This window comes from Streptomyces kurssanovii (assembly GCF_040677245.1).
Taxonomy (GTDB): Bacteria; Actinomycetota; Actinomycetes; order Streptomycetales; family Streptomycetaceae; genus Streptomyces; species Streptomyces kurssanovii.
Genome location: NZ_JBFAQK010000022.1, coordinates 25,307 through 43,222 on the forward strand (window position 1 = coordinate 25,307; position 17,916 = coordinate 43,222).

Here is a 17,916-nt window from a genome sequence, read left to right on the forward strand (position 1 = left end):
CCTTCGTCGTCCGTGTCCCGCTCAGCCCGAGTAGGGCTTGGCCGCGAGGATCTTCACCGCGGCCTTCTTGCCGTTGGGCAGTTCGTACTCGGCGTCGTCGCCGACCTTCTTGCCGTTCACACCGACGCCCAGCGGCGACTGCGGCGAGTACGTCTCGATGTCCGCGGTCGCGTACTCGCGGGACGCCATCAAGAACGTCAGGGTGTCGTTCTCGTCGCCGTCGAAGGCGATCGTGACGACCATGCCGGGCTCGACGACGCCGTCGTCCGCCGGGGCCTCGCCGACCTTGGCGTTGTCCAGGAGCTGGGTCAGCTGGCGCACACGGAGTTCCTGCTTGCCCTGCTCCTCCTTGGCCGCGTGGTACCCGCCGTTCTCCCGCAGGTCGCCCTCCTCGCGCGCCGCCTCGATCTTCTTGGCGATCTCGGTGCGCGCGGGACCAGACAGGTACTCCAGCTCGGCCTTGAGCTGGTTGTACGCCTCCTGGGTAAGCCAGGTGACGTTGTCGCTGGTCTGGGTCACAGGTGCTCCTCGTAGGTACTGGGAATACAAAGCATCGCCCTACCCACAAGGATGTACCCCCATGGGTGGGCGAAACCACGAGCCTAACAATTCCGGCGGGAAAGGGGGAGGACAAAGGCCTCGGTACCTGCAGAACCCCTGCTCAGCGAGGGGTGCGGGGTGTCACGCGGCGTTGCAGCCCATCAGCTCGGCGCTCGTCGCCTGCCGCGTCGTACGGATCTTCACGACCTCGTCGATGCGGTTCTCACCCTCTTGGCCGATCGCCACGTCCAGCCGGCCGACCTCGGCGCCGTCCTCCGCGAGGGCCCGCACCGTGCAGCTGCCGGCGGCCCCCGCGTCCTTGCGGACCTCGAGATGGACCTGGACCTCGTCGACGCCCTCCATGACGTCGAACTTGATCACCTCGGCGCTGATCCGCGTACCGGCGACGTAGTCGTAGCCGAACCAGCCGACGAGAGCGAGCATGCAGGCGCCGAGAACGGCCCCCACGATCCGCAGCTTGCGGTCCGCGCGCTCGTCCGCCGTGCGCCCGTAGCGCCCCCGCGGAAGCTTTTCGCCGACAGCCGCCATGATCGTTCCTCTCGAGAGCCGGAGGCAGGAATTTTCCGTCCGCCGATTCGGTCACTATAGAAGTTGCACGACGCGACTATTCATTGAGGATCGAGTCTTGACTGAGCAGCTGCGACTGATGGCCGTGCACGCCCACCCCGACGACGAGTCGAGCAAGGGCGCGGCGACGATGGCCAAGTATGTGTCCGAGGGGGTGGACGTGCTGGTCGTGACCTGCACGGGAGGCGAGCGCGGCTCCATCCTCAATCCCAAGCTCCAGGGCGACGCCTCTATCGAGGAGAACATCCACGAGGTGCGCAGGAAGGAGATGGACGAGGCCCGCGAGATCCTCGGGGTCAAGCAGGACTGGCTCGGCTTCGTCGACTCCGGTCTGCCGGAGGGCGACCCGCTGCCGCCGCTCCCGCAGGGCTGCTTCGCCCTCGAGGACGTCGACAAGGCGGCCGGTGAGCTGGTGCGCAGGATCCGCGACTTCCGTCCCCAGGTCATCACGACCTACGACGAGAACGGCGGCTACCCGCACCCCGACCACATCATGACCCACAAGATCACGATGGTGGCGTTCGAGGGCGCGGCCGACGCGGAGAAGTTCCCCGAGTCCGAGTACGGGCCGGCCTTCCAGCCCCAGAAGCTCTACTACAACCAGGGCTTCAACCGTCCCCGCACGGTCGCCCTCCACGAGGCACTGCTCGAGCGCGGTCTCGAGTCGCCGTACGGCGAGTGGCTCGAGCGCTGGAAGGAGTTCCAGCGCGCGGAGCGGACGCTGACCACGTACGTGCCCTGCGCCGAGTTCTTCGAGACCCGTGACCGGGCGCTGATCGCGCACGCCACGCAGATCGACCCCGAGGGCGGCTGGTTCCGCGTCCCCATGGAGATCCAGAAGGAGGTCTGGCCGACGGAGGAGTACGAGCTCGCGAAGTCGCTCGTCGAAACCTCCCTCCCCGAGGACGACCTCTTCGCGGGCATCCGGGACAATGCCTGACATGAGCGCAAGCGCACACCTCGCAATGACGCACATGGCCACCCTCGCCAAGGAGCTCGACGAGAACAAGGTCACCCCGGGTGTCCTCGGCTTTCTCGTCTTCGCGGCGCTGGCTGTGGGCGTGTGGGCCCTGATGAAGTCCATGAACCGCCACATGGGCCGGGTGAACTTCGAGGAGGCCCCCGACCCGGAGGCGGCCGGCGCCCCGGAGAAGCAGGCCCGCGGCTCGGCGGCCTGACCGGCCGCACGTTCGTCACCGCGTGACTCCACGGCACCGCCGGTGCCGTGGAGTCACGCGGTGTGCTGTCCCGTCCCCACGGCGCAGCCGGGCGGTGGAGGCCGAGGGGGTTCGCCCTTGCGGAGCCGGTACGCGCGAGCTCGTACAGGGCGTGGCCGCGGTCACCGCGTTCTCTTCGAGGCACGAGAAGCTCGAACCTCACAGGCGGCGTCTTGTCGTGAGGCCGGCCGCTGTCAGGCGGCGGGGCCGCCATGGGCTTCCGTGAGGCAGCAGCGGACGAAGTCCTGGACCGTCGGGTCGGTGGTCGGGGCCGAGGCCCAGGCGACGCCGACGCGGGTGGGGGTGAGGCCGCTGACCGGGCGGTAGGTGACGCCGGGGCGGCGGTAGAAGCGGGCGGAGGCCGCGGGCGTGAGGCTGACGCCGTGGCCGCCCGCGATCGCCGCCAGCCATTCGTCCGTGTTGCGGGCGACGGCGCCGATCACGGCGGTGCGGCCGTCGCCGGCGTCGTCGCCGACCCAGAAGTCCCGCCAGGCCCCGGTTTCGAGAGGCGCCGCCACAAAGGGCTCGTCGCGCAGCCGGCCGAACGGGACCTCGTCCAGCGCGGCCAGCGGATGGGCGTCCCACAGGGCGACCCAGCGGGGTTCGGTGAAGAGGACTTCGACGCGGAAGGCGTCCTCGCCGGGGAACGGCAGGCGGACCAGTGCGGTGTCCACCTCTCCGTCGGCGAGGCCCGCGGACGGGTCGGTCCAGTCGGTGTGCCGCAGGGAGACCCGCCATTCCGGGCGTCTGCGTGCGAACTCCGCGAGGATGCGCGGCGTCGCCTCGTTGGCCGCGCTGGCGACGAAGCCGACCCGCAGGACACGGGCCTCCCGCCCGGCCGCGCCCCGGGCCTCCCGTACCGCCCGGTCCCAATGGGACAGCACTCCGGCCGCCTCGCCGGCCAGGGCACGGCCCGCCGCCGTGAGCTCCATCCCCGCCCGGGAGCGGATGAACAGCGGAACACCCAGCCGGCTCTCCAGCTGCTTGATCTGCTTGGTCAGGGCCGGCTGCGCCACGAAGAGCCGCTGTGCGGCGCGCGTCAGGTTCCCCTCCTCCGCCACGGCGTTGAAGGAACGCAGCAACCGGGTGTCGATGTCCATGCCGCCAGGTTATGGAAACGGCTATTGGACCCGCCGGTGGCCGACTCGTCAGGGTTGACGTCACGGGGCGTCGGAGCGGCCCGGTCGTCGTCCCGTCTGCCTGGAGTCCGGTCATGTTCACGGCCTACCTCGTCGTCACCCTTCTCGCCGCTGCGACCAGCGGCTACTCGGCCGCCAACCACCTGATCCGACCCCGGTGGATGCTCGACAACCTGGCGGGTTACGGCGTGCCGCTCACCTGGGTGCCCGCACTGGGCGTGCTGAAAGGGGCCGGTGTCCTGGGACTGCTGATCGGCATCGGACTGGTCCCGATCGCCGTCGCGGCGTCGGTCGGACTGATCCTCTACTACGTGGGTGCGGTGATCGTGATCGCGCGCTCGGGCCGCTGGGCCCATCTGCCCGCCCCGCTGCCGTTCCTCCTGCTGGTCGCGGCATCTCTGGCCCTGCGCCTGGCGTCGTCCTGAACGGGCCGCAGGCCGCCCCCGCCCAGCCGCCCCCGTGCAGCCCGCCCCGTTCCGCCGCAGCGGCCCGCCCGTCAGCGGCCCGCTTCCACCGGCACGCCCATGACCTCCCGGGCGTGCCGGTTCGGGACCAGTCCCAGCTGCCACGCCTGCCAGCCGTCCTCCAGGCGCACGCCGCGTTCCAGCATCACCGCCAGGGCCTCCGCGCAGTCCTCCAGCTTCCCGTCACGCGACGCGTGCCCTGCGGCCATCAGACGCGACAGTTCCTCCTGGGCCACGACCGTGCCGACCTCGATGCCGCCGGGCGAGGCGTACGGCAGCAGGGTGCAGCGCAGGAAACGCGCCCAGTCGCCGCCGCGTTGGTCGCCGTAGGAGGCGAACAGGGCCGCCGCCTCGTCGCACAGCTCCAGCGCCTGCGGCGCACGGCTGTTCCCGGCGTCGATCATCGCCAGCTCCAGGCACGTCCAGGCCTCGCCGTGCGCGACGCCGATCCGGGCGAAGTCCGCGCGGGCGTCGACGAGGAGCTGGCGGGCGAAGCCGGAGTTGCGCAGGCTGCCCGTCCTGGCCGCGAGTTGGTCGCGGGTGACCCGGCCGGAATGGTGCCGGGCGCAGGCCAGCCCGTACACGTCCCGCATCCGGGAGAACATCGTCCGCGCCCGCTCCAGCTCCCGTACCGCCTGGTCGCGGTCGCCGGACTCCTCCAGGGCCTGGCCCAGGTAGTACAGGGTCCACGCCTCACCGCGGGCGTCCTCGTTCTCGCGATGCCTGGCCAGCGCCTGACGCAGGTCGTCCACCGCGGGCGCCGGGTCGCCGTCGACGAGCCGGGCGCGCGCCAGCTGGGTCAGCGCCCACGCCTCACCGCGGCCGTCGCGGGTGCGGCCGTACAGGTCCAGGGCCACCTCCAGCGCCGTCCGCGCGGCGGGCACGTCGCCCGTGCGCAGGAACACCTGGCCCAACTGGAACTGCGACCAGGCCTCACCGTGCAGGGACTCGCCATCCCGGTGCAGCGCCAGCGCCGTCTCCAGCAGCCGCAGGGCCTCGGCGAGATTCGCCCGGTCGCGCTCCACGGCGGCCAGCGCGTGCAGCGACCAGGCGCGGTCCTCCGCCTGCTCCTGCGAGTCCTGCAGCGCGATCGCCTCGTGCAGCTTCGCCGCCGCCTCTGTGAGGTTGCCCTGGTGGTGCAGGGTGATCCCGAGCGAGCACAGCGCGAGCGCCGCGCCGGCGTCGTGGTGCGCCTCCCGGTACAGACCCACCACCGACGACAGCGTCGTACGCGCCTTGTCCAGCTCGCCCAGCTGCCGGGCCGCGATGCCGGTGCGCCAGCGCACGGAGCGTTCCAGCAGCCCCTGGTCCACGGCCTGGGTGAGCTCGCTGATCTCACCCAGCCGGTACAGGTCGCCGCGCAGCAGGCAGTAGTCGCACAGCGCGCCCAGCAGCCCGAGCACGGCCTGCTGGTCCACACCCTCCGCGTGCCGCAGCGCCGAGGTGATGAAGCTCGACTCGTCGTCGAGCCAGCGCAGCGCCGCGTCCAGCGAGGGGAAGCCGTACGCACCGAACTGCCCGGCCCGCGTCGACATCTTGCCGTCGACCATCCGGATCACCGCGCCGGCCAGCTCCGCGTAGTTCCGGATCAGCCGCTCCTGCGCCGCGCCGCGGTCGGCGGCGTCCTCCTCGTCCGTCAGCCGGTTCCCGGCGAAGCGGCGCACCGCGTCGTGCAGCCGGTAGCGTCCCGAGCGCACATGGTCGATCAGCCCCGCCTCCGCGAGCGACGCCAGCAGCCGCTTCGCCTCCTTCTCGTCGGTCGCCAGCAGTGCCGCGGCCGCCGCCGGACCGAGCGAGGCCCGGCCCGCCAGTGCCAGCCGGCGCAGCAGCCGCCGCCCCTGCTCCGGCTGGTCGGTGTAGCGCAGCAGCAGCGCCCGCTCGACCGGATCCAGCGGTCCCAGGGCGCGGAGGTCCGCCGCCAGGCGGTCCGCGGAACGCTCGCCCAGGGACGAGCCCGCCGTCCGCAGCGCCAGGGGCAGGCCGCCGCACAGCTCCCGGACCTCCTCCGTGGACCGGACGTCGTACGGCTCCGGTGCGGGCCCGGCCGCCGCGGCCCGCAGCAGCTCCTCCGCGCCCGCCGCGTCCAGCGCCTCCACCGGCAGCTGGTGCACCCGGGCCGGGATGTCGTCGGGCAGGTCGAGCGGCGCGCGGGCGGTCACCAGCACCAGACTGTCCGACCGTTCCGGCAGCAGCGTGCGCACCTGGTCCGGGTCGCTCGCGTCGTCGAGCACCACCGTCACCGGCAGCCCGGTCAGATACTGGTGGTACAGCTCGCTCAGCCGCCGCACCTGCTGCTCCGCGGAGGCGCGTTCACGGAAGAGCAGCTGCTCGCGCGGTGCGCCGAGCCGGTTCAGCAGGTGCAGCAGGGCGTCACGGGTGGGCAGCGGCTGCTCGCCGTCGCCCCGGAGATCGACCACGCACGCGCCGCGGAACAGGTCCTTGAGATGGTGCGCGGCGCGCACCGCGAGAGTCGTGCGTCCCGAGCCCGGATCTCCGTGGAGGACCACCACCACCGGAAGGGTCTGCGTCGCCGCGCGCGCCGCGTGCACCCACTGGGTGATCTGCGCCATCTGCGAGCGGCGCCCGGCGAACGGGCCCCCGGGATCGGGGAGATGGCCGAACGACTGCTCCAGCACGGACCTGCGCCGTGCCGCCGCCGACCGGTCGGCGCCACGCAGCTGCGGCACGACGGACGCCTTCTTGGCGGTGACCGGGCGGTTCGAGGCCGCCAGCATCCGCTGCTGGTCCAGGAACGGGCGGATGCCCCGTACCTCCAGCGCCGTCAGCCACTGGAGCCGCAGCTGCTCCACGCCGCCGGGCTGCGCGAGCGCTCCCGCCCTGCGGTGCGCCGCGGGCCAGTGCGTGGCGGTCACCTTGGCGACGGTGGTCGCCGCCCCGGCGACGGCCACGACGGCACCGGCCCCGAGCGCGGTGCCCGTCGCCGTCCCGAGGGCGACGTCCGCGCCGATCGCGGCGACGGCGGCGACGGCGGTGACCAGCACCGGAGCGCCCAGCGTCTCCCGGCTGAAGCGCCGCGACAGCGGCAGCTGCCCGGCCTCGGCCTCGGTGAGCGCCTGCTCGTAGGCCGCGTACTCCTCGCTCGCGCTCGCCGCCATCGAGTCGAGAGCGGCACGTCCCCGCGCGAGCAGTGTCCCGGCGTCGGAGCTGCCGCCCGAGCGCCGCACCTCCTCCTCCACCGCTCGTGCCAACAGCCGTTCCGCTTCAGCCCGATGGCCGTCCCGCATGCGTGTCCCCCGTCCCCGTGGAAAATCCCGGATCCTGTCTCGCTACCCATGTGGCGCGCCGTCAAGTGTCGTTGTCCTGGGGAGGATGTGCGAGAGGTTCCGGCGGCGGAGTCGCTGAGCGGGGTGGCAGACTGGCGGCTCTTCCGGGATTCCGGGACATCGGGATCCGGGCCGTGCGAGGGGGACCGGGATGAGTCTGGTGATCGAGAGCCGGACGTCGGAGCTGCCGTACATCGAGCGGGTGTGGCGCAGCCGCAGCGACGACGTCGCCCGGATGATGTCGGTCGCCACGGCCCACTGGGAGCTGGTGTTCTGGGAGCACCGGGGCCGGACGCAGGCCGCCGTGCTGGGCCCGGAGCCGAGGGCGTCCCGGGCGCCGGTGCCGGACGACGCCGTCTTCTTCGGGATCAGTTTCGCGCTGGGCACCTCGATGCCGCACCTTCCCGTGAGCAGTCTGGTGGGCGGCAACGCGGAGATCCCCGACGTGACGCGGCGTTCACTGTGGCTGAAGGGTTCGGCCTGGCACGTGCCGGACTACGACAACGCGGAGGCGTTCGTCCTGCGGATGGTGCGGGAGGGGATCGTGGACCAGGACCCGATCGTGCCCGCCGTGCTCGGCGGCGCCCGCCCGGACGTCTCCGACCGCACCCTGCAACGGCGTTTCGTCGCGGCGACCGGCCTGACACAGGGTGCCGTCCGGCAGATCCAGCGCGCACGGCAGGCGGCGGTACTGGTCCAGGAGGGGGTGCCGGCCCAGGACGTCGTCCACCGTCTTGGGTACTTCGACCAGCCGCACCTGGCACGGTCGTTGAGCCGGTACATCGGCCGGAGCGCCACTCGGCTGAGCCTCCCGGACGGCGCGGAGCCGCTGTCGCTTCTGTACAAGACCTGAGTCCCGTCCCGGCCTAGTGTTCACGACGTGGCCGAAGGGGTCGGCCCGTCCCGGCCGGAGCGCCGTCAGGGCCGGGACGCACGGCGGACTCCGCACTCATCATGGAGGAATCATGCGCAAGGTTGTCTCGGGTCTGTTCATCTCGCTCGACGGTGTCGCACAGGCCCCCAACGAGTGGCAGTTCGCGTTCGACGAGGAGATGGGCGCGGCGATGGCCGACACGCTGGAGACGGCCGACACGATCCTGCTGGGCCGGGTGACGTTCACCGAATGGGCCGGGTACTGGCCCACCGTGACCAGCGGCGAGGACGCCGGTTTCGCCAAGTGGATCAACGAATCGCCTAAGTACGTGTTCTCGTCGACGCTGGACGGCGTCGACGACTGGTCGAACAGCACGCTGGTCAAGGGCGACCTCGCGGCCGCTGTCGATGAACTCAAGTCGGGCGAGGGCAAGGACATCACCGTCGCCGGCAGCCCGACGCTGGTGCGCTCGCTGCTGGAGCAGGACCTGTTGGACGAGCTGGTGCTGCTGATCCACCCGGTGGTGGCCGGCGAGGGACGCAAGAAGCTGTTCGACGACGACGCCGCGATGAAGAAGCTGGAGCTGGTGAGCGCGAAGCCGACCAGCAGCGGCGTGATCATCGCGACCTACCGCCCGGTGCGCTGAGCGGCGGGCCGGGCGGGTTCGCCGGCGCGGGCTCGGAGCGCGTCGAGGCCGACCTCGACGGCGAAGGGCGCCACGGCCTTCACCACGCCGGTGAACACGTCCCCGTCCCGGTGGACGCGGGCTGCCGGGTCAAGGACGTACGTGCATCCACCCGGGCGGTAGGAACGGCACCCGGCGCCGACGACCTGGCCGCCGGCCGGGACGGCCGACGCCACGCCCCCGCGGTGCCGCTCCGCGCCCCCGGCCCCCGTGCGCAAGGATGGAGGTATGGCGAACCGACTTGCGCAGGCCACGTCCCCCTACCTCCTCCAGCACGCCGACAACCCCGTCGACTGGTGGCAGTGGGAGCCAGCGGCCTTCGACGAGGCGCGGCGGCGCAACGTGCCCGTGTTCCTCAGCGTGGGGTACAGCTCCTGCCACTGGTGTCATGTGCTCGCCCACGAGAGCTTCGAGGACGCGGAGACCGCCGCGTACATGAACGAGCACTTCGTCAACATCAAGGTCGACCGTGAGGAGCGGCCCGATGTGGACGCCGTCTACATGGAGGCCGTGCAGGCCGCGACCGGGCAGGGCGGCTGGCCGATGTCCGTGTGGATGACGGCCGACGGGGAGCCGTTCTACTTCGGGACCTACTTCCCGCCCGAGCCCCGCCACGGCATGCCGTCCTTCCGGCAGGTGCTGGAGGGCGTCAGCGACGCCTGGACCGGCCGGCGGGACGAGGTCGGCGAGGTCGCGCGGCGGATCGCCTCCGATCTGGCCGCGCGGTCGCTGGTGGCCGGCGGCGACGGGCTGCCCGGCGAGGAGGATCTGGCACGGGCGCTGCTCGGACTCACCCGTGACTACGACGAGCGGCACGGCGGCTTCGGCGGCGCGCCGAAGTTCCCGCCGTCGATGGTCCTGGAGTTCCTGCTGCGGCACCACGCGCGCACGGGCGGCGAGGGTGCGCTGCAGATGGCCGCCCACACCGGTGAGGCGATGGCCCGGGGCGGGCTCTACGACCAGCTCGGCGGCGGGTTCGCGCGCTACTCGGTGGACCGCGAGTGGGTCGTCCCCCACTTCGAGAAGATGCTCTACGACAACGCCCTGCTGTGCCGGGTGTACGCCCACCTGTGGCGTGCCACCGGCAGTGATCTGGCCAAGCGGGTGGCGCTGGAGACCGCCGACTTCATGGTGCGCGAACTGCGCACCGCCGAGGGCGGGTTCGCCTCCGCGCTGGACGCGGACAGCGACACGGCGGACGGCGGTCACGCCGAGGGCGCGTTCTACGTGTGGACCCCCGCGCAGCTGCGTGAGGTGCTCGGCGACGAGGACGGGGCACGGGCGGCGGAGCTCTTCGCGGTGACCGAGGAGGGCACCTTCGAGGAGGGTTCGTCGGTGCTGCGACTGCCCGTCGGCGAACCGGACGCGGACCTGCGCGCCCGTCTGCTCACGGCCCGCGAGGAGCGTCCGCGTCCCGGCCGTGACGACAAGATCGTCGCCGCCTGGAACGGCCTCGCCGTCGCCGCCCTCGCCGAGACCGGTGCGTACTTCGGCCGGCCGGACCTCGTCGAGCGGGCGACGGAGGCCGCCGACCTGCTGGTGAGGGTGCACATGGACTTCGAGGCCGGCGGCGTGCGCCTGCACCGGACGTCCAAGGACGGGCGGGCCGGGGACAACGCCGGGGTGCTGGAGGACTACGCGGACGTCGCCGAGGGCTTCCTCGCGCTGGCCGCGGTCGGCGGTGAAGGGGCGTGGCTGGAATTCGCCGGGTTCCTGCTGGACATGGTGATCGACCGGTTCCGGGGGGAGGGCGGCCAGCTGTACGACACCGCCCACGACGCGGAGCCCCTGATCCGGCGCCCGCAGGACCCCACGGACAACGCCGCTCCCTCGGGCTGGTCTGCGGCAGCCGGCGCGCTGCTGACGTACGCCGCGCACACCGGCTCCGAGGCACATCGCACCGCCGCGGAGGAGGCCCTGGGCGTGGTGAAGGCGCTCGGGCCGCGTGCCCCGCGGTTCATCGGCTGGGGTCTCGCGGTCGCGGAGGCGCTGCTGGACGGGCCGCGCGAGGTGGCGGTCGTCGGCCCGCAGGGCGACCCGGCGACGCGGGAGCTGCATCTGACGGCACTGATGGGTACGGCGCCGGGGGCGGCGGTCGCGGTGGGGGAGCCGGACGGTGACGAGTTTCCGTTGCTGCGGGACCGTCCTTTGGTGAACGGCAGTTCGGCCGCGTACGTCTGCCGTGGCTTCGTGTGCGATTCACCGACCACAAACGCAACAGAACTTGCCCGGAAACTCACCGACTGAGACGAGAAGAGCTGAATTTAACGGTCAGGCCCCGGAACGAAATCCTCCGCCTCTATTGTCCTGAACGCAGGTGAGTTGACGCGCGTACTGGGGAGTGACGCGCGTGGGGGAAGTACGTGCCGACGGCCAGGGGGGTCCTGCCGCGGCGCAGTGGCAGGGGGGCCATTCATGCTCATATCGCTGTTCGTTGCTGCCATTTCGGTGGCGCTCTTCTGGATGGCGGCGTTCACGCTCTGGTGGCAGATGCACGCCTGGCGTACGCCGGAGACTCTCGCGGCGACACGGTTCGACCGGCCCGACGGAGGGGTCGGTCTCTCCTTCTCGCTGCTGCTGCCGGCCCGCCACGAACAGGCGGTGCTGGAGCACACCATCGAGCGGCTGCTGGAGTCCAGCCACTCCAACTTCGAGATCATCGTGATCGTCGGACACGACGACCCGGAGACCGCCGCGGTCGCCGAACGCGCCGCCGCCCGCGATCCGGTCCGGGTGCGCGTCATCACCGACACCCACGAGACCAAGAACAAGCCGAAGGCGCTCAACACGGCACTGCCGCACTGCCGCGGCGACATCGTCGGGGTGTTCGACGCCGAGGACCAGGTCCACCCGGAGCTGCTGGCCCACGTCGACCACGCCTTCACCTCCACCGGCGCCGACGTGGTGCAGGGCGGGGTGCAGCTGATCAACTTCCACTCCAGCTGGTACAGCCTGCGCAACTGCCTGGAGTACTTCTTCTGGTTCCGCAGCCGGCTCCACCTGCACGCGCAGAAGGGCTTCATCCCGCTCGGCGGCAACACCGTCTTCGTACGCACCCCGGTGCTGCGCGAGGCCGGCGGCTGGGACCCGAACTGTCTCGCGGAGGACTGCGACCTGGGGGTGCGGCTGTCGTCCGTCGGCAAGAGGGTCGTCGTCGCGTACGACAGCGACATGGTCACCCGGGAGGAGACCCCGGGCACCCTGATGAGCCTGCTCAAGCAGCGCACCCGCTGGAACCAGGGATTCCTCCAGGTCTACCGGAAGAAGGACTGGAAGCAACTGCCCGGGCGCGGGCAGCGCATGCTGGCCCGTTACACCCTGATGACGCCGTTCCTCCAGGCGTACTCGGGCGTGATCATCCCGGTCAACGTCGCGATCGCGCTCTTCCTCGACGTCCCGGTGGGCGTCGCCATCGTGACCTTCCTGCCGCTGATCACGGCGATGGTCACCTTCGTCTTCGAGATCGTCGGACTGCACGACTTCGGCAAGCAGTACGGCCTGCGGGTCCGTGCGATCCACTACGTCAAGCTCGTCGTCGGCGGCCCCTTCTACCAGGTCCTGCTCGCCGGCGCCGCCGTGCGCGCGGTCTGGCGCGAGCAGCGCGGCCGTAACGAGTGGGAGCTCACCAGCCATGTCGGCGCGCACCTCACCGAGGTGTCCGGGACCAGAGAGGACGCCCGCCGGTGACCACCACCCTGCCTCCGGCCCCTGAAGCCACCGAGCCGGTGTCCGCCGCACCCGCGAAGGCGACCACCACCACCGCCGCGCCCGCGCACGTCCGCCCGGTCGTGCGGTTCCGCAGTTCGCGGCCCGACCTGCTGCTGTGCGGCGTGCTGCTGTGCGTGATCCTTCTCGTCCAGGGCTGGAACATCACCCAGTTCCCGACGCTCAGCGACGACGAGGGCACCTACCTCGCCCAGGCGTGGGCGGTCCAGCAGGGCGAAGGGCTCGCCCACTACACGTACTGGTACGACCATCCGCCGCTCGGCTGGATCCAGATCGCGTTCCTGACCTGGATACCCTCGCTGATCGCCCCCGAGACGATGAGCGTCGCCTCCATGCGGTTCGCGATGCTGGCGGTCAGCGCGGCGTGCGCGGTGCTCCTGTACGTGCTGGCGCGCCGGCTGTTCCTGCCGCGGTGGGCGGCCGGGCTGGCGATGGCCCTCTTCGGTCTCTCGCCGCTCTCCGTCGTGCTGCAGCGCGAGATCTTCCTCGACAACATCGCCGTGATGTGGATGCTGCTGGCGTTCTGCCTGGCCGCGTCGCCCAGCCGGCATCTGTGGCACCACTTCGCCGCGGGGCTCACCGCCGCCGTCTCCGTGCTGACCAAGGAGACCATGCTGGTCGTGCTCCCCGCGCTGCTGGTGACGATGTGGCGGCACAGCCACCGCGACACCCGTAAGTTCGCGGTGACCGGAGCGATCACGGCCTGTGCGCTGATCGGCCTGTCCTATCCGCTGTACGCACTGCTGAACAGCGAGCTGTTCCCCGGCGCCGGCCATGTGTCGCTGATCGACGGCATCACCTACCAGATGAGCCGGCCCGGCTCCGGATTCATCCTCGACGAGGGCACCGGCTCCCACGGGGTCCTCACGTCCTGGCTCTACTACGACACGGTGCTGCCCGTCGGCGGACTGGCCGGCGCCGCGCTCCTGCTCGTCACGGTCCGCTGGTCGGTCACCGCACGGGCACTCGCCGGCCCGGCGCTGGTGGTGGCGATCCTCGCGGTCGTCGCGATGCGGCCCTCGGGCTATCTCCCGGCGATGTACGTGATCCAGGCGCTCCCGTTCCTCGCGCTGGTCCTGGCGGCCGCGGCGGCCAGCGTGGCCCACGCCGTACTGCGCCGCGGCAACTGGGGCGCGGGACAGGCCCGGCCGGGCCTGTCCACGGCGCCAGCCCGGGCGCGCGCCGCACGCCTCACCGCGGCGGCTCTGCTGGCCGTGGCGGCGGTCGGGTACGTCGTTCCCCGCTGGTACGACGGCAACAGGGCCGCGCTCACCGTCGACGCCAACGCCCCGTACCGGGCCGCGGCCGCCTGGATGCAGAACGAGGTCGACGACCCGGCCAACACCCGGGTGCTCGTCGACGACGCCCTCTGGCTGGATCTCGTGCACGACGGTTTCGAGCCCGGCACCGGGGCGATCTGGTTCTACAAGGCGGACCTCGACCCGGCGGTGGCGGAGACGATGCCGCGCGGCTGGCGCGACCTCGACTACGTCGTGTCGTCACCGACCGTACGGCGTGACGCCGTCGACCTGCCCAACGTCAAGTCCGCGCTCGAACACTCGACGCCGGTCGCCGTCTTCGGCACGGGCGAGGACCGTATCGAGATCCGCCGGATCGCTGGAGGCGAGCTGTGACCACCCCCCGTACGGGCGCCGAGGAACTCGGCGATCCGGAGCTGAGTGCTACCCAGGTCGCCGAGCCCGGCGCCGTCACCATCGTCGTCCCCACCTACAACGAGTCCGGCAACATCCGTGAACTCCTGCGCAGACTCACCGACTCGGTCCCGTCCCGGCTGCCCTGCGAGGTGCTGTTCGTCGACGACTCGACCGACGACACCCCGGACGTGATCCGCAGCGCCGCGCAGGACTGCCCGTTCCCGGTCGGCGTGCTGCACCGGGACACTCCGGACGGCGGGCTCGGCGGGGCCGTCGTCGAAGGCATGCGGAGGGCCGGCTCCGACTGGATCGTCGTCATGGACGCCGACCTCCAGCATCCCCCCGCCCTGGTACCGGACCTGGTCGCGGCGGGCGAACGCGCGGGCGCGGACCTGGTCGTCGCCAGCCGCTACATCCGCGGCGGCAGCCGCGAGGGCCTCGCCGGCGGCTACCGGATCGCCGTCTCGCGCGGCGCGACCTGGCTCACCAAGGCACTGTTCCCGCGGCGGCTGCGCGGGATCAGCGACCCGATGAGCGGCTTCTTCGCGATCCGGCGCAGTGTGGTGACGGCCGACGCGCTGAAGCCGCTCGGCTACAAGATCCTGCTGGAACTGGCGGTGCGCTGCCGCCCGGAGACCGTCACCGAGGTGCCGTTCGTCTTCCAGGACCGGTTCGCCGGCGAGTCGAAGTCGACGGCGAAGGAGGGCATGCGGTTCCTCGGTCATCTCACCGGGCTGCGCACCGCGTCCGCGATGGCCAGGATGGTCGCGTTCGGCCTGATCGGGCTGACCGGCTTCGTGCCGAACCTTCTCGCGCTGCACCTGCTGACCGGTGCCGGCATGCACTACCTGCCGGCCGAGATCGTGGCCAACCAGTTCGGTGTGGCCTGGAACTTCCTGCTCATCGAGATGCTGCTGTTCCGGGACCGCAGGCGGCACCGGCACTGGGCGGACCGGGCCGGCCGCTTCGCGCTGCTGGCCAACGCCGATCTGCTGCTGCGGATCCCGCTGATCGCGCTGTTCGTGTCCTGGCTGGACATGGCGGTGCTCCCGGCGACGGCGCTCGCGCTGCTGACCACGTTCGTCGTGCGCTTCGCCGCGACGGAGGCGCTCGTCTATCTGCCGCGTGGGAAGAGCGCCCCGCGCGCCGCCCGGCAGGACATGCGGGTCACCAGCTCCTGAACCACCCCACCGACATCCCTCGGAAGAGAGCCGCACGAAGGGAACCCGCTCATGCCGCCACCGCTCCGGATCCCCCGCCGACCCAGACGCAGGACCGCCCTGCTCGCCGTCGGCGCCATGACCACGGCGCTGCTGATGTCCGTCCCGCAGACGGCCCAGGCCGGCCCGCCCAACCTGATCTCCAACCCCGGCTTCGAGACGGCGGGCACGGGTGACATGCCCGCCTGCTGGTCCAAGTCCGGCTGGGGGGACAACGACTTCACGTTCGAGACGGTCGCCGACGCCCACTCCGGCACCAAGGCGATGAAGGTCTCGCTGACCCGCCGTGTCGACGGCGACCGCAAGGCCCTGATCACCGAGACCACGGCCTGCGCGCCGCAGGTGACGCCGGAGCGGCAGTACGACCTGTCGCTCTGGTACAAATCGACCACTCCCGACGCCTCCGTCACGCTCTTCCGCCACGACACCACGGCCGGCTGGCAGTACTGGACGGACCTCAAGACCCTCGAGACGAGCGCCGGTTACCAGCGCGCCGAGGTCCGCACCCCCGCCGTCCCGCCGGGCACCGACCGGATCGCATGGGGCGTGTCCGTGTACGGCACGGGCTCGGTCACCACCGACGACTACGTGATGGAGGAGGTGTCGGTCCCGGCTCCGGATCCCACCTGCACGGGCACGCCGCAGGAGTGCCTCAAGGGCCGCTGGGACGTCCTTCCGGTGCAGAACCCGGTGCGCTCCATGCACTCGGTGGTCATGCACAACGGCAAGGTCCTCGTCATCGCCGGCTCGGGCAACGACCCGGCACTCTTCGAGGCGGGCACCTTCACCTCGGCCGTCCACGACCCGGCGACCGGCACCTTCAGGACGATTCCCACGCCCGTCGACATGTTCTGCGCGGGCCATGTGCAGCTCCAGGACGGCAAGATCCTGATCATGTCCGGCAACAAGGGCTACCCCTCCGCGGACGGTTCGATCGGCTACCAGGGCCTGAAGGACTCGTTCGTCTTCGACCCGGAGACCGAGACCTACACCCGCACGAACGACATGAACGGCGGCCACTGGTACCCGTCGGCGACCATCCTCGGCAACGGTGACGTCATCTCCTTCGGCGGGCTGAAGGAGGACTCGACGGGCAATGTGACCGCGGAGAAGTTCTCCGCCGCCCAGAACAAGTGGCTCCCGATGAACGAGGTCAACCAGACCTGGTCGTACTGGGGCCTGTACCCGTCGATGATCCTCATGCAGGACGGCCGCCTCTTCTACTCTGGCAGCCACACCTTCGGAAACGGCACCCCGGGCACCGGCGCCTCGATCTACGACTACGAGGCCAACACCATCACCGACGTGCCCGGCCTCCGGGCCAAGGACGAACGCGACGAGTCGGCGAGCGTGCTCCTGCCGCCCGCGCAGGACCAGAGGGTGCTGACGATCGGCGGCGGCAACAACGAGACCAACCCGGTCGCCAACCGCTACACCGACATCATCGACCTCAAGGTGCCGAACCCCGCGTACGTGCACGGCCCTCTGCTGCCGCAGGGCGAGGTCGACCAGGGCCTCGGCCGGCGCCCGCAGACGGGCGCCGAGGGCAAGATGTACGTCTCGGCGGTGCTGCTGCCCGACGGCAAGGTCTTCGAGACCGGCGGCGCCCTGCACGACCGGGCCGACCCGGTGTACGAGGCGTCGTTCTTCGACCCGGTGACCAACACCTACGAGGCGGGGCTCGCGGCCGACCCGATCCCGCGCGGCTACCACTCCTCCTCCTTCCTGCTGCCCGACGGCCGCGTCATGTCGGTCGGCGACAACCCCGGCAACGGCACCTACAACCACAACGTCTCGATCTACACGCCGCCGTACCTGCTCAAGGGGGCGCGGCCGCAGATCACCTCGGTGATCGACGGGCAGTGGACGTACGGCGACACCCAGCGGATCACCGTCGACCGGCCGATCGCGAAGGCGGAGCTGATCCGCCCGGCGGCGGTGACGCACTCCTCCGACCCCAACCAGCGGTTCGTGGACCTGCCGATGACGGTCGACGGCAACAACGTCGACCTGAACGTCACCAGCAACCCGAACCTGGCGCCGCCGGGCTGGTACATGCTCTTCGCGGTCGACGCCAACGGCGTGCCGTCGGTGGCGGAGTGGGTGCACCTCGGCGGCCCGCCCGCCATGGCGAAGGCGGCGGCCGGCCATCCCTCCGCCCATGTCCACGACTTCGCGGACGATCTGGCGCGGGCTCCGAAGAAGCCGCTGAAGAAGCGGAGTTCGGTGGCGGTGGACCCGCAGATCGCCGGCTGCGACCGGCACTACGGCAACGCGGGCGTCTGCGTCCCGACCACCTTCCCGAAGGCGGTTGCCCGCACGACGGCCGCCCGCTGCGCCTGGCTGGCAGCGCACGACTACGGCCGCCTGAAGGTCAACGGCGGGGACGACCCCCTGCGGCTCGACCCGAACCGGGACGGTGTGGCGTGCGGGAAGGGAGACGTGCGCAGGCGGTGAACGACCGCCGGTGAGCCACGCGTACGAGCCCTGTCCGCCGGCCGGCGGACAGGGCTCGGCCTGTTTC

15 protein-coding genes are annotated in these 17,916 nt (G+C 71.4%); 10 read left to right on the forward strand and 5 right to left on the reverse strand.

What is annotated here, in order from left to right; all coding sequences use genetic code 11:
• Positions 1–21 precede the first annotated feature (21 nt).
• Positions 22–519, reverse strand: coding sequence for a transcription elongation factor GreA (gene greA / locus AB0K36_RS17670; protein ID WP_364594787.1), 498 nt, complete (start codon positions 517–519; stop codon positions 22–24).
• A gap of 162 nt (positions 520–681) precedes the next feature.
• Entirely contained in the window at positions 682–1,089 is a 408-nt protein-coding gene (locus tag AB0K36_RS17675; protein ID WP_364594790.1) for a DUF4307 domain-containing protein, read from the reverse strand.
• A 97-nt stretch (positions 1,090–1,186) separates the two neighbouring features.
• Between AB0K36_RS17675 and mca the strand changes: the two genes are divergently transcribed.
• Positions 1,187–2,068 carry a mycothiol conjugate amidase Mca gene (gene mca, locus AB0K36_RS17680; RefSeq protein WP_364594793.1) on the forward strand — a complete coding sequence of 294 codons (882 nt, stop codon included), beginning with the start codon at positions 1,187–1,189 and terminating at the stop codon, positions 2,066–2,068.
• Positions 2,061–2,306: a hypothetical protein gene (locus AB0K36_RS17685; protein WP_364594796.1), complete on the forward strand. Its 246-nt coding sequence runs from the start codon at positions 2,061–2,063 to the stop codon at positions 2,304–2,306. Before mca ends, AB0K36_RS17685 begins: the two co-directional genes overlap by 8 nt.
• A 233-nt stretch (positions 2,307–2,539) precedes the next feature.
• Here AB0K36_RS17685 and AB0K36_RS17690 read toward each other — a convergent pair whose 3' ends face one another.
• Positions 2,540–3,445 carry a LysR family transcriptional regulator gene (locus AB0K36_RS17690; RefSeq protein ID WP_364594799.1) on the reverse strand — a complete coding sequence of 302 codons (906 nt, stop codon included), beginning with the start codon at positions 3,443–3,445 and terminating at the stop codon, positions 2,540–2,542.
• A gap of 113 nt (positions 3,446–3,558) precedes the next feature.
• Here AB0K36_RS17690 and AB0K36_RS17695 point away from each other — a divergent pair, with 113 nt between their 5' ends.
• The gene (locus tag AB0K36_RS17695) at positions 3,559–3,909 is read left to right on the forward strand and encodes a DoxX family protein (RefSeq protein ID WP_364594802.1); all 351 of its coding nucleotides are present in this window, start codon (positions 3,559–3,561) and stop codon (positions 3,907–3,909) included.
• A gap of 71 nt (positions 3,910–3,980) precedes the next feature.
• Here the strand turns inward: AB0K36_RS17695 and AB0K36_RS17700 are convergent, their stop codons facing one another.
• The gene (locus AB0K36_RS17700; protein ID WP_364594805.1) at positions 3,981–7,193 is read right to left on the reverse strand and encodes a tetratricopeptide repeat protein; all 3,213 of its coding nucleotides are present in this window, start codon (positions 7,191–7,193) and stop codon (positions 3,981–3,983) included.
• Positions 7,194–7,383: 190 nt separating this feature from the next.
• Here AB0K36_RS17700 and AB0K36_RS17705 point away from each other — a divergent pair, with 190 nt between their 5' ends.
• Together AB0K36_RS17705 and AB0K36_RS17710 are read left to right on the forward strand one after the other, a co-directional pair.
• A complete protein-coding gene (locus AB0K36_RS17705) occupies positions 7,384–8,085 on the forward strand; it encodes a helix-turn-helix domain-containing protein (RefSeq protein WP_364594808.1) in 702 nt (233 codons plus the stop codon).
• Between the two features lie 112 nt (positions 8,086–8,197).
• On the forward strand, positions 8,198–8,752 hold the full coding sequence (locus AB0K36_RS17710) for a dihydrofolate reductase family protein (RefSeq protein WP_364594811.1): 555 nt from the start codon (positions 8,198–8,200) through the stop codon (positions 8,750–8,752).
• Here the strand turns inward: AB0K36_RS17710 and AB0K36_RS17715 are convergent.
• Positions 8,734–8,967 carry a hypothetical protein gene (locus AB0K36_RS17715; RefSeq protein ID WP_364594997.1) on the reverse strand — a complete coding sequence of 78 codons (234 nt, stop codon included), beginning with the start codon at positions 8,965–8,967 and terminating at the stop codon, positions 8,734–8,736. The two genes, AB0K36_RS17710 and AB0K36_RS17715, sit on opposite strands and share 19 nt — an antisense overlap.
• Before the next feature lie 52 nt (positions 8,968–9,019).
• Between AB0K36_RS17715 and AB0K36_RS17720 the strand changes: the two genes are divergently transcribed.
• The 5 genes from AB0K36_RS17720 (at position 9,020) to AB0K36_RS17740 (ending at position 17,849) form a co-directional block, all read left to right on the forward strand.
• Complete coding sequence (locus AB0K36_RS17720; protein WP_364594814.1) at positions 9,020–11,038, forward strand: thioredoxin domain-containing protein; 2,019 nt, start codon at positions 9,020–9,022, stop codon at positions 11,036–11,038.
• A 168-nt stretch (positions 11,039–11,206) separates the two neighbouring features.
• Positions 11,207–12,478 carry a glycosyltransferase gene (locus AB0K36_RS17725; RefSeq protein ID WP_364594817.1) on the forward strand — a complete coding sequence of 424 codons (1,272 nt, stop codon included), beginning with the start codon at positions 11,207–11,209 and terminating at the stop codon, positions 12,476–12,478.
• A complete protein-coding gene (locus tag AB0K36_RS17730; RefSeq protein ID WP_364594820.1) occupies positions 12,475–14,151 on the forward strand; it encodes an ArnT family glycosyltransferase in 1,677 nt (558 codons plus the stop codon). Before AB0K36_RS17725 ends, AB0K36_RS17730 begins: the two co-directional genes overlap by 4 nt.
• Entirely contained in the window at positions 14,148–15,353 is a 1,206-nt protein-coding gene (locus AB0K36_RS17735) for a glycosyltransferase (RefSeq protein ID WP_364594823.1), read from the forward strand. Before AB0K36_RS17730 ends, AB0K36_RS17735 begins: the two co-directional genes overlap by 4 nt.
• A 117-nt stretch (positions 15,354–15,470) precedes the next feature.
• A complete protein-coding gene (locus tag AB0K36_RS17740; RefSeq protein ID WP_364594977.1) occupies positions 15,471–17,849 on the forward strand; it encodes a galactose oxidase family protein in 2,379 nt (792 codons plus the stop codon).
• Positions 17,850–17,916: the final 67 nt, after the last annotated feature.